Annotated in this window: 14 protein-coding genes; 8 read left to right on the top strand and 6 right to left on the bottom strand. The window is 63.3% G+C overall.

Annotated elements, in window-relative coordinates; all coding sequences use genetic code 11:
• Nucleotides 1–33 precede the first annotated feature (33 nt).
• Complete coding sequence (locus tag ACN0TK_RS00275; protein ID WP_417307426.1) at nt 34–816, bottom strand: metallophosphoesterase family protein; 783 nt, start codon at nt 814–816, stop codon at nt 34–36.
• 136 nt (nt 817–952) lie between these two features.
• On the opposite strand from ACN0TK_RS00275, the gene leuD reads away from it, so the two are divergent.
• On the top strand, nt 953–1558 hold the full coding sequence (gene leuD / locus ACN0TK_RS00270) for a 3-isopropylmalate dehydratase small subunit (RefSeq protein WP_417307425.1): 606 nt from the start codon (nt 953–955) through the stop codon (nt 1556–1558).
• A 35-nt stretch (nt 1559–1593) separates the two neighbouring features.
• Here the strand turns inward: leuD and ACN0TK_RS00265 are convergent, their stop codons facing one another.
• A complete protein-coding gene (locus ACN0TK_RS00265) occupies nt 1594–2043 on the bottom strand; it encodes a MarR family winged helix-turn-helix transcriptional regulator (protein ID WP_417307424.1) in 450 nt (149 codons plus the stop codon).
• Nucleotides 2044–2148: 105 nt separating this feature from the next.
• On the opposite strand from ACN0TK_RS00265, the gene ACN0TK_RS00260 reads away from it, so the two are divergent.
• The 4 genes from ACN0TK_RS00260 (at nt 2149) to leuB (ending at nt 4944) form a co-directional block, all read left to right on the top strand.
• Nucleotides 2149–2838, top strand: a complete 690-nt coding sequence (locus ACN0TK_RS00260; RefSeq protein WP_417307423.1) for a DUF899 family protein — start codon at nt 2149–2151, stop codon at nt 2836–2838.
• Between the two features lie 104 nt (nt 2839–2942).
• The gene (locus ACN0TK_RS00255) at nt 2943–3332 is read left to right on the top strand and encodes a RidA family protein (RefSeq protein ID WP_417307422.1); all 390 of its coding nucleotides are present in this window, start codon (nt 2943–2945) and stop codon (nt 3330–3332) included.
• Nucleotides 3332–3754 (top strand): GNAT family N-acetyltransferase, encoded by a 423-nt coding sequence (locus ACN0TK_RS00250; protein ID WP_417307421.1) that lies wholly within the window; start codon nt 3332–3334, stop codon nt 3752–3754. The genes ACN0TK_RS00255 and ACN0TK_RS00250 overlap by 1 nt, the downstream gene beginning before the upstream one ends.
• 92 nt (nt 3755–3846) lie before the next feature.
• Nucleotides 3847–4944 carry a 3-isopropylmalate dehydrogenase gene (gene leuB / locus ACN0TK_RS00245; protein ID WP_417307420.1) on the top strand — a complete coding sequence of 366 codons (1098 nt, stop codon included), beginning with the start codon at nt 3847–3849 and terminating at the stop codon, nt 4942–4944.
• On the opposite strand, the gene ACN0TK_RS00240 is transcribed toward leuB, so the two are convergent.
• Complete coding sequence (locus ACN0TK_RS00240; protein WP_417307419.1) at nt 4941–5378, bottom strand: hypothetical protein; 438 nt, start codon at nt 5376–5378, stop codon at nt 4941–4943. The two genes, leuB and ACN0TK_RS00240, sit on opposite strands and share 4 nt — an antisense overlap.
• A gap of 37 nt (nt 5379–5415) precedes the next feature.
• Here ACN0TK_RS00240 and ACN0TK_RS00235 point away from each other — a divergent pair, with 37 nt between their 5' ends.
• Both ACN0TK_RS00235 and ACN0TK_RS00230 read left to right on the top strand, forming a co-directional pair.
• The gene (locus ACN0TK_RS00235) at nt 5416–6516 is read left to right on the top strand and encodes a LacI family DNA-binding transcriptional regulator (protein WP_417307418.1); all 1101 of its coding nucleotides are present in this window, start codon (nt 5416–5418) and stop codon (nt 6514–6516) included.
• Between the two features lie 43 nt (nt 6517–6559).
• Complete coding sequence (locus tag ACN0TK_RS00230) at nt 6560–7975, top strand: pyridoxal phosphate-dependent decarboxylase family protein (RefSeq protein WP_417307417.1); 1416 nt, start codon at nt 6560–6562, stop codon at nt 7973–7975.
• A gap of 20 nt (nt 7976–7995) precedes the next feature.
• On the opposite strand, the gene ACN0TK_RS00225 is transcribed toward ACN0TK_RS00230, so the two are convergent.
• Both ACN0TK_RS00225 and ACN0TK_RS00220 read right to left on the bottom strand, forming a co-directional pair.
• Nucleotides 7996–8238 (bottom strand): DUF1127 domain-containing protein, encoded by a 243-nt coding sequence (locus tag ACN0TK_RS00225; RefSeq protein ID WP_417307416.1) that lies wholly within the window; start codon nt 8236–8238, stop codon nt 7996–7998.
• Nucleotides 8235–9233 carry a homocysteine S-methyltransferase family protein gene (locus ACN0TK_RS00220; RefSeq protein ID WP_417307415.1) on the bottom strand — a complete coding sequence of 333 codons (999 nt, stop codon included), beginning with the start codon at nt 9231–9233 and terminating at the stop codon, nt 8235–8237. The genes ACN0TK_RS00225 and ACN0TK_RS00220 overlap by 4 nt, the downstream gene beginning before the upstream one ends.
• 250 nt (nt 9234–9483) lie before the next feature.
• Here ACN0TK_RS00220 and ACN0TK_RS00215 point away from each other — a divergent pair, with 250 nt between their 5' ends.
• Nucleotides 9484–10116 (top strand): TetR/AcrR family transcriptional regulator, encoded by a 633-nt coding sequence (locus tag ACN0TK_RS00215; RefSeq protein ID WP_417307414.1) that lies wholly within the window; start codon nt 9484–9486, stop codon nt 10114–10116.
• Between the two features lie 3 nt (nt 10117–10119).
• Here the strand turns inward: ACN0TK_RS00215 and ACN0TK_RS00210 are convergent, their stop codons facing one another.
• A complete protein-coding gene (locus ACN0TK_RS00210; protein WP_417307413.1) occupies nt 10120–11118 on the bottom strand; it encodes an LLM class flavin-dependent oxidoreductase in 999 nt (332 codons plus the stop codon).
• Between the last annotated feature and the right edge of the window lie 100 nt (nt 11119–11218).

The following is an 11218-nucleotide window of genomic DNA, read 5'->3' as shown; positions in this document are numbered from 1 at the left end:
CTGAAATCTGATCCGAGGCTCTGATCGCGCCGATCAATCGGCCCGGGACATCCACTGCGGCAAGGCCGTCAGCGGCGGGATCGGCCGCTCCAGGGGCCGGGTCAGGCTCACTGCCTCCGCGCCCTCGATTGAAAACCAGGCGGCCTCACCGACATCGGTATCGATCGCGACGCAGGTGGGCACCGGCCCGATCTGACGGCCGGCATTGAACACCCAGGTGTCCCCGATCCGTTCGACCCAGGAGCCGCCGCGCGAAAACGGCGCTTCGTGCACATGCCCGCAGAACACCACGTCCGGCTTGTAGCGCGCGATCCAGTTCACGAGTTCGACGTCGCCATAATGCCGCTGCCCGTTCCAGCTGATCGGCACGTCGGCCGGCGGGGCGTGGTGCACCCAGACCCAGGCACCCTGGCGCTGCTCGGCGGCGGCAGCCAGCTGCTGGCTGATCCCGTCGCGCGTCTGCGGGCCATCCCACCACGGGCACATGGTGAACAGCGTATCCCCGATGCGCAATGTGTCGCCGTCGGTGCCGACCTGGAACCGTCGCAGCCCACGTGCCCATTCGGCGCTCATTTCACCGAAACTGTTCGGTGCCGTCAGGTCGTGATTGCCGGAACAGACCAGAACCTCGGTCACCTTGCGCAGGCGCTTGAGATAATTGACCACCACCACGGTCTGCGTACTCATGTCGACCATCGCATTGGTCTCGAGCAGATCGCCGGCGATCACCACGAGGTCATAGGCGGCGGCAGTGCCCAGCAGCCAGTCGTACTGTGGCAGCGAATAGTGCAGATCGGCTACCAGCAGAATCCTCATGACGGCCCCCTCGTCACGCCTCCGGCCAGACTTGACCGGGCAGGTCCCGTTGAGCCATTAAGCACTCGGCTTTATCTGCCGCCTGCCTGGATCGCCGGTTTCTGCGCGCTCGGCAGCATGTCACAGGGGTATGCTCATGGACAAGTTCACGACGCTGACGGGTGTCGCCGCACCGATGCCGATCATCAATATCGACACGGACATGATCATCCCCAAGCAATATCTGAAAACCATCAAGCGCACCGGCCTCGGGACCGCGCTGTTTTCCGAGATGCGCTACAACGAGGATGGCTCGGAGAACCCCGATTTCGTCCTCAACAAGCCCGCCTATCGCGACGCCAAGATCATTGTCGCGGGCGATAATTTCGGCTGCGGCTCCTCACGTGAGCATGCGCCCTGGGCGCTGCTGGATTTTGGTGTCCGCTGCGTCATCTCCACCAGCTTCGCCGACATTTTCTATAACAACTGTTTCAAAAACGGCATTCTGCCCATCGTCGTGACCCCCGAGCAGCTCGCCTTGCTGCAGGATGACGCCGAGCGCGGCAGCAACGCGACGCTGACCATCGACCTCGAGGCCCAGACCATCAAGGGGCCCGACGGTGGCGAAGTGCATTTCGATATCGACCCCTCCCGCAAGCAGACGCTGCTCGAGGGCCTCGACGATATCGCCGCGACCCTGAAGTCCGACCCGGCGATCGCCAGCTTCGAAACCAAGATGGCTTCCGATCGCCCCTGGCTGTGACCTCCTGAGGGCGCTTTTGCGCCGCTGAACGCCAATCAGGCGGCAAGTGCTGCGAGGCCTTGCCGCAGCGCAGCGGCCTCGCCCTCGGCGAGGGTCTCAGCCTCTAGCGCCTGATGTGCCAGTCGCCAGAGCGGCCAGGCCGCCTCCAGCATCGTCCGGCCACTGTCATTCAGCAGCAGGCGCCGCTGCCGCCGGTCCTGCGCGTCAATGACCACACGTACATGCCCACTCTTTTCCAGTGGCTTCAGCGCCGCCGTAAGCGTGGTGCGGTCCATAGCGAGCAACTGCGCCACCTCTGCCATCGTCGGGGGCGTTGGCCGGTTGAGCCCGTTCAGCAGTGAGAACTGGCCATGGGTGATGCCGAGGGGTCGGAAGACCTTGTCGAATCGGCGGGCGAGACGACGCGCCGCCCGATGCACGGCGAGGCAAAGACAACTGTCGCGCACTTCGAGCGTGGTTGCGAATTGGGCCGGAAGGTTTGACATGCGCCTCAATATGTTGATATCAACATTATCAGTCAATGGCGGTCGCGCGGCTCATCAATCCGACTGGCCGTTTCCCACATCATCGTACCGTTTTGGGAGAATGCGATGGACCGGCCCATGTTGACGCCCGCCGCCGAGCTAGCGGCAAGCAACCCGACCCGCCATCCAGGGGAGTCCGCCGCCTATCGGGCTGCTCGCCAGGACCTGCTGACGGCCGAAATCGAATTGCGACGACAGATAGAGCACGTCGCCGAGATGCGCCGTGCCCTGCCCCCGGGCGCAATTCTGGAAAAGGACTACCGCTTTGTAGGCGAACACGGCGAAGTTTCGCTCGGCGAGCTGTTCGGCGCCCACCCCTCGCTCGTCATCTACTCCTACATGTTCGGCCCGCAGCGTCAGCGCCCCTGCCCCATGTGCACTGCGATGATGGCATCGCTCGAAGGCTCGATACCCGATATCCTGCAGCGGACCGGCATCGCCCTCGTCGCACGCTCGCCCATCGAACGCCTCCGCGAATGGAAAGCGGCTCGTGGCTGGTCGCATATGCCGATCTATTCTGACCCAAGCGGCGACTACACCCGTGACTGGGTAAGCCAGGACGATGCCGATAGGCCCGCCTATAACGTCTTCCGTCGCGATGGCGACGCCATACGACACTTCTGGAGCGAGGAAATTTCCGAGGCCGATCCTGGCCAGGACCCGCGCAGCGCCATCGAGATGAGCACACTCTGGCTGGTGCAAGATTCGCTGCCTCAGGGCCGCGATCCTGACTGGCGACCACGGCTGTCCTACTGACGCACTGCGCCTGCAGGCAAATTGCTGGCGACGGGCTGGACCCTGCTTCAGGGCGGACGCTATGCTCGCCCGTCGACGCGTGAGCATCAATCGCGAGTGAATAGATGGTCCAGCATATTTCCTCCGGCTCCCCGTTCGAAGCCAGCATCGGATACTCCCGCGCTGTGGTTGATGGCGACATGGTCTATGTCTCCGGCACCACGGGATATGACTATGCCATCATGGTCATGCCCGAGGATGCCACCGCCCAGGCGCGCAATGCCTTTGCGACCATAGAGAAGGCCCTCGCCGAAGCGGGCGCCAGCCTCGCCGACGTTCTGCGCGTGCGCTATTACATCATCCACATGGACCACTACGAGGCGCTCTGCGCCGTCGCCGGCGAGGTCTTCGCCGACATTCGCCCCGCGGCAACCATGGTGGTCTGCGGGCTGACGACACCCGAGATGAAACTCGAGATCGAAGTGACCGCCCGGATCGGAGCACGCAGCAGCTGATGAGCCTAATATTTGAAGAGAAGCAAGAGCCCACGGCCGAAGACATCGAAGCGATCTTTGCATCGCTGGTGACGTCGGAAGTGGCGGCCGGCCGCCAGGCGACCTACCTGCCCTACTCCGTTCTGCTGCGCGACACGGCGGATGGGCCGATCATCGGCGGGCTCTATGGCGCAGCCATTTTCGAGTGGCTGTTCATCCAATATGTCGCCGTGCCACTCGACCGTCAGGGCGAAGGCATAGGTCGCCAGCTGATGGCCAAGGCGGAGAACTGGGCGCGTGAGCAGGGGTTGGGCGGTATCTGGCTCGACACCTTCAGCTTTCAGGCGCGCCCTTTTTACGAGAAGCTCGGCTTTTCCGTTTTCGGCGAGATCCCCGAACATCCGCGCGGCGACACCCGCTATTTTCTCAAGAAGCCACTCTGAGCCGTACCGGCTCTGGTGTGTTTGGACTTTCGCCACGCCGATGCAGGCGATAAACAGCAGCGCAAAGTCCGACATGATCAAAGGCGATCCTCATGACCAAGAAGCTCTTCCTGCTGCCCGGCGACGGCATCGGTACCGAAATCATGAAGGAAGTCGAAAAGGTCATTTTCTGGCTCAATAGCGAGGGTGAGACCGATTTCGAAACCGACTCCGGTCTCGTCGGCGGCTGCGCCTATGACAAGCACGGCGTCGCGATTTCCGAAGAGGACATGCAGAAAGCGCTCGCCGCCGATGCGGTGATCTTCGGCGCCGTGGGCGGACCCAAGTGGGACAAGGTGCCCTATGAGCACCGCCCCGAAGCCGGCCTGCTGCGCCTGCGCAAGGACCTGCAGTTGTTCGCCAACCTGCGTCCGGCCATCTGCTATCCGGCGCTCGCGGATGCCTCGTCGCTGAAGCGCGAATTGGTCGAAGGCCTCGACATTCTGATCGTGCGCGAGCTGACTGGGGGTGTCTATTTCGGCGAACCCAAGGAAGTTACCGATCTCGGCGACGGCCAAAAGCGCGCCGTCGATACCCAGGTCTACGAGACCTACGAGATCGACCGCATCGTCCGCGTCGCCTGCGATCTCGCCCGCACCCGCTCGGGCAAGGTGCACTCAGCCGACAAGAAGAATGTCATGAAGTCGGGCGTTCTGTGGGACGAAGTGGCCCAGGCCGTCGCCAAGGACTACACGGATCTTGAGTTCCACCACATCCTCGCCGACAACGCGGCAATGCAGCTGGTGCGCAATCCCAAGCAGTTCGACGTGATGGTCACCGACAATCTGTTCGGCGACATCCTGTCCGACGCCGCCGCCATGCTGACCGGCTCGCTCGGCATGCTGCCGTCCGCCTCGCTAGGCGCGCCCGACCCGGTGACTGGCACCCGCAAGGCGCTCTACGAACCCGTGCACGGCTCGGCTCCCGATATTGCCGGCACCGGCGCCGCCAACCCGATCGCCATGCTGGCAAGCTTTGCCATGGCACTGCGCTATTCGTTCAACATGGTCGCCCTTGCCGACCGTCTCGAAGCGGCAATCGCTGCGGTTCTCGATGATGGCCTGCGTACCGGCGATATTGCCCAGGACAACCGCAAGACCGTCGGGACCGAAGAGATGGGCGCCGCAGTCCTCGCCAAGCTCAAGGCCTAGTCGCGCCCACGACGCGCCCAGGGCTCGCGCGACATCAGCTCGGGACGATATTCGTCCCAGCTGTTCTCAACGGCTTTACGGATCGCCTCCGGGTCGAACCCCATATCGTCGAGCAGCCGCGAATTACGCCGCGATAGCGCAATGATCAGCTGGCGCTCCCGATGGCGCGCCACGATATTGCGCACCACCTGCGCCAGGTCCGCCCATAGCGTTGACCCGCTGAGCGGCCTCGCCACAGTCGCACGCAGCCGCGATTCCGCTGACATGGCGTCGCTTTTCACCGGCCGCCGCGCCGTTGCCGTCTGCTCAGCGCAATCGGGCACGAGTCCAGCAATCTCTCCATGACCTGCAATCATCGTTCTCCACTCCCCTCTCAATTGAACCGATTCATTGAATCGTTTCAATATGCAGCGCGCACTGTCCACGTCAAGCATTTATTGAACCGGTTCAAACAGCCTGATACGAAAGGTCATGATCAAAGCCGCATCCGCCAAGACCAAGTCCCCACGGCTCTCAGACGTGGCAAAAGCGGCCGGCGTGTCGCAGGGCACCGCCTCCAATGTCTTCAGCCGGCCCGAACTGGTGCGTCCCGAAGTGCGGGAACGCGTGCTGGCTGCTGCGCAGTCTGTGGGGTATGCCGGCCCGGACCCGCGCGGCCGCATGCTGCGTGCCGGCAAGGTCAACGCCATCGGTGTCGCGACCGTCGAGCCCCTCAGCGTCTTTTTCGAAGATCCCTATTCCCGAGAACTCATGCGCGGCGTGACCGAGGCGGCAGACGCCGCGGGGGCTGGCGTTTCCCTGATTTCCACCGTCAACCCGGAACGCCTCGCCTGGAACATCGAAAGTGCCCTGGTCGACGGCTTTATCCTGTCGTGCATCGAGGGGGGCGAGAAACTCGTCGAACTGACAAAGGCGCGGCAATTGCCCTTTGTCGCCATCGACCTGGGGCGGCCGGACAAGACGATCGCAACCATCGGGATCGATGACTACGGCGGGGCGAGCAGCGCTGCGCAGCATCTGCTGGATCTCGGGCATCGGCGCTTTTCCGTGCTGTCGCTCGAATACAACGACACGGAACTGTCGGGCTGGGCCCACCCCGACCAGGTCGGCGACGCAATGTACCATACGGTGCGCAACCGTCTGCGGGGCTATCTCGAGACGCTCGCCGCTGCGGGGATCGACGCCAGCAAGGTGCCTGTCTGGGCCTCGCCGAGTATTGCCGTGAGGCACCGTCACCCGGATCTCCCTCTGGGACTGGAGCAGCTCTTTTCGGGACCCGATCACCCCACTGCCCTTCTGGCCATGTCCGACCGGCTGGCCCTTGAAGCCCTGGAGTGGCTCGATAAGCGGGGCTTCCGGGTACCCGAGGAAATCTCCGTCGTCGGTTTTGATGGCGTGCCCGAAGGGGAAACCTCCCAGCCGCCTCTGACCACCATGGTCCAACCGATCCGCGAGATCGGACGCCAGGCCGTTACCACGATCCTGAGCCCGACCGCAGCTATCGACGAGCCGCGACAGGACATCCTGCCGCTCACCCTGCTCGTCCGTGGTTCCAGCGCTTCACCTATGTGATACGCATGATCCAATCTGCACACAGACGGCAGGGAGGAAATCGATGACCACGGATCCGAAAGCTCTGTTCGAGACCGCCATGCTGGCAGCGCTCGACTATCGACAGTCGGTCGCCGATGCTCCTGCCCGACCCGACCGCAGCTATCACGATATTCTGGCGACCCTTGACGAAGGTATGCCGCAGTCGGGCACGGCGCCCGAGACAGCCTTGGACGAACTGTTGTCGACAGCGGACGGCGGATTGATGCCGATTACCGGCCCGCGATTCTTCGGCTGGGTGATGGGGGGATCCCACCCGACCGGTGTTGCAGCCGACTGGCTGGTGTCGGCCTGGGGGCAGAACGCCGGCTATCACACGCCGACCCCCGCCGTATCCGCCATCGAGGATCAGGCCGAACGCTGGCTTGTCGAACTGCTCGACCTGCCGACCGGCAGCTCGGTCGGCTTTGCGACAGGCGCCACAGTCGCGAACGGCACCTGCCTTGCCGCCGCGCGCACCGGGGTCCTGCTGAAGGCAGGCTGGGATGCCGATGCCGACGGGCTGTTCGGCGCCCCGCAGGTCGATGTCTTCATCGGCGCTGACGCCCATTCCTCGCTGTTTTCGTCGCTGCAACTGATCGGCTTTGGCTACAGGCGCGTGATTACCATCGCGACGGATAGCGAAGGCCGGATGATCCCGTCCGCGCTCGAGGCCGCCATGGCCGGTCGCGACAATCCGGCGATCGTCATCGCCCAGGCAGGCCAGATCAACACGGGCGCCTTCGACCCTTTTGCGGAGATTGCCGCCATCGCTAAGCCCCGCGGCGCTTGGCTGCATGTCGATGGCGCATTCGGCCTCTGGGCGCGGGTTTCGCCGCACGAACTGCATCTGACCGAAGGCATTGAGCTCTTCGACTCCTGGTGCACCGACGGACACAAATGGCTGCAGGTCCCCTATGATTGCGGCTTTGCCATCGTGCGCGATCGTGAGGTGGCGCAGCGCGCAATGACGCAATGGTCCTCCTATCTGCCGATCATTCAGCAGGGCGACCGCGTGCCGTCGGCGTTTGTGCCCGAACTCAGCCGCCGCGCCCGAGGCGTGCCGGTATGGACCGTGCTGAAGGTTCTGGGCCGCGAAGGCGTATCCGAACTCGTGGCCGGACATTGCGCGCTTGCCCGGCGCTTCGCGGATCGCCTGGCAAGCGAAGCCGGTGTGCGCATCCTGAATGACGTCGTTCTCAATCAGATTGCCGTCAGTTTCGGCAGCGGCGACGCCGCGGCGCGCAAGGCACAGACCGAAGCGGTTATCGAAAAGGTACAGGCCGACGGAGTCTGCTACGCAGGCGGCGCCCAATGGCGTGACGACTGGATCATGCGCCTGTCGGTCACTTCGATGGCCACCACCGAAGCCGATATCGACCGCAGTGCCGAGGCGATTGTCGCCATCTGGCGCCGGATACGAGACGCCGGAGGCCGATAGGACCGGCCTCCGGCGCTGCTTCAATAGTCGTTGGCTCGGAACCGCTCGAACAGCACTGAACCGCCGCGGCCATCGAGCGCGTCCTGAATGTCCGCGCGCGAAATGCCGATATCGCGCAGCACATGGTCATCGAGCTGCGAAATATCTGAGATTGCCTTGCGCCGCTGTCGCGAGCGAAGCCAGTCGTCGAAGCGGGCGCGCGCCCGCTGGATCAGGCCACTGCCAATACGCTCCGACGGTCCTGTTAAAGCCAGAACACTCATGCCACTTCTCCCTCGTGCGCATGCCCACGATGATGCGCGTGGCCGTGATCATGCCCTGGCAGGCAGGCCCGGCTGATCGCATCGATATGCGAATGGTCGGTACCGCAGCACCCACCGATCACCCTGAGGTTTGGCAAGAGCGGCATCACCCGCGCATAGCGGTTGGCGAGATCGCGACGGTCGCCCTTGTCGAGCTCCGGAGAATTGTCGAGCTCGGCATGGCTCATCATCGAGGCATTGACCCGGACGCCGCCGATACGGTTCACCCAGTCACCGCCCTGACGCACCGTTCCCGCGAAGTGGATCGGGTGCACACAGTTGATCATGTAGTAGGCCGGGTAGCCGTCGAGCGCCGCGTCGGTTTCCGCGATTGCGACCCCGAGCGGCTTGCCGCCCGGCAGATTGCCATCGGTTTCGAGCGTGAAGCTGAGCACAACCGGCAGACCGGCTTCGCGCGCCGCCAGCCCGATGCCGACCGCCTCGGGTACATTGGTCAGCGTATAGGCCGACACATAATCGGCCTCGGCGGCCTCAAACGCTTCGATCTGCGCCGTGTGGTAGCTCACAGCTTCCTCGACCGTCATCGCGTCATCATACTGCCAGGCGTCACGCCGCGGCCCGACGACGCCCGAAACGATCGAGGTCACGCCGGCAGCGGCAAACTCGGCCTGCATCTCGCGGCAAAACTGCACCGCCTTGATGTTGGCCTCGCGAAGCCGCTGGGCGTCGAAACCGACCTTGGCGCCCCAATCGGCACTGGCTCGCCAGGTATTGGTGTCGAACAGAAAGCCCTGTCCCGCCTCCTGCGCGATGGGGATATAGGCACGATAGTAATTGCGCATCCGCTCGCGACCGTCCTCGCTCTCGTTGAGCAGAAAGGCCGACATTTCGGGCAGGTCCTGGCCCTCGTTGAAGATGAGGTGCGTCTCCACACCACCATCGGTCACGAACATCTGGCCCTTTTGCTGCGGCAGCACATGCTGTCTCGTCGTCATCTCAAGTCTCCATCAATGCTTGATTGCAGCCCGTTTCGCCGTTATTGGCGTTGCTGCGGGATGGCGCGAGTTGTGACCTTGACCGACGTCCAAAACTAGCGGGGTCGTGGTCAAGTCACTGAGTGACGTTGAATTGCTGTTTGTCTGCAGGGTCTTAGGCTCGTTCTGCCGATGGCGAAGTCCACCGGGAAGATCGCTTTCGAGGCGAAAACCAGACTCAAGGTACAGTAATCGCAAGAGGGAAAGTGTGATGCGCAAGGGCAACGCGACGCGTGAACGGATACTGGAGATCGCCGAGGCTTCGGTGCTGGCCAAGGGCTTTGGCGCGACTTCCATCGAGGAAATCATCGCAGAGGCGGAGATCACCAAGTCGGGCTTTTTCTATCACTTCAAGGACAAGAACGAATTGGCCCGCGGACTGGTGAGCCGCTACAATGACCAGAACGATCGTTTGCTTGCGGAGGTCTTCGGCCGCGCAGGCGAGCTGACAGAGGACCCCCTTCAGCAGCTGCTGATCGGCCTCAACCTTTTTGCAGAGCGCATGGCCGCGATTCCCGAGGGGCATCCTGGCTGCATCGTCGCAACGATGAGCTATCAGGATCGGCTGTTCGATCGCGATGTCCGCGAGATGATCACCGAGGTCGCCGAGCACTGGAACGCCTACTTCACGCGGATGATCGACAGCATCATTGCCGTCTACCCGACGCGTGACCCGGTCGATTCCGCGGCGCTCGCGAGGGCGATCTGCTGCGCAATCGACGGCGGCATCATCATGGCCAAGGCGTTGAACCAACCGCAGATCCTGCCCGAGCAGATGCTGATGGCGCGCCAGATGATCAAGCTCACCTTTCAGCCACCCCTGCTTGATCGCGCCGCTGCCTGATACCTATTCGCCGAGGTCGAAAGCCTCGGCGAGCAGCGTGTAGGAGCGCCGACGCAGGTCGTAGTCCCACGCCGTCGTGGTGACGATCACCTCGTCTGCCCCAGCAGCCGTGGCCTTTTCCTCGATCTCGGCTTTCACCGTTTCGGGGGAGCCGACGATCCACAGCGGCGAATGACTGGAGATGATGCGCTTTTCCTGGTCGGTATAGGCGTGCGCCGCCGCGTCCTCAGGCGAGACGAGCTTGCGCATCTGCCCCGAATGGAACAGCGCCCAGCTCAACTCCTGCGAGCCGGAGAGGAACTTTGCTTCCTCATCACTCGGGGCGACCAGAGCCGATAGCGCCAGGATGGCATGCGGCTTGGGAAAGGCCGCGCTCGGTGTGAAGGCCGCCCTGTAGGCTTCGAAGGCCGGCTTTGCCGGTGTCTGGCTGAAATGCGCCGCAAAGGCATAGCCGACGCCAAGCTGTCCCGCCGCCTGCGCGCTGGCACCGGACGAACCGAGCAGCCAGATGGGCGGCAGTTCGACCTGCTCCGGCGACACCATGATTGGCGCAAACGGATGATCGGGCGCGAAATTACCCTCTTCGAAGGCCAGCACCTCTGCCAGTTCCTGAGCGAAATACTCGCCGCCGACCGAACGCAGCGCCTGCAGCGTGCGCCCGTCGCTGCCACCCGCCCGGCCAATCCCGAGATCGATCCGACCAGGGTTCATGCCATTGAGTGTGCGGTAGGTTTCGACGACCCGCAGCGGCACATGATTGGGCAGCATCACGCCACCTGAGCCGACGCGGATGCGCTGCGTATTGGCGGCGGCCGTCGCAATCAGAACCTCAGGCGACGACGAAGCAATCGATGGCATGCCGTGATGTTCGGCATACCAGACGCGGGTATAGCCGAGCGCATCGCCGTGCTGGGCCAGCTTGACGATCTGCTTGAGCGCGCCGGGAGTAGACGTGCCCTCGGCGACCGGGGCGAGATCGAGAATGGAGAGTGGTAAGGTCATGCCGGCTTATATCGGCATTTGCCGATGAATTCCAAGATCGCCCGCAGCGATTATCCGAAGCTCTTCAACGCACAAACACGCACGCGCCGCTCCGGTTGTC

This window comes from Devosia sp., assembly GCF_048261455.1.
Classification (GTDB): Bacteria; Pseudomonadota; Alphaproteobacteria; order Rhizobiales; family Devosiaceae; genus Devosia_A.
The sequence above is the reverse complement of the archived record's forward strand: the minus strand, read 5'-3'. Positions and strand labels throughout refer to the sequence as shown.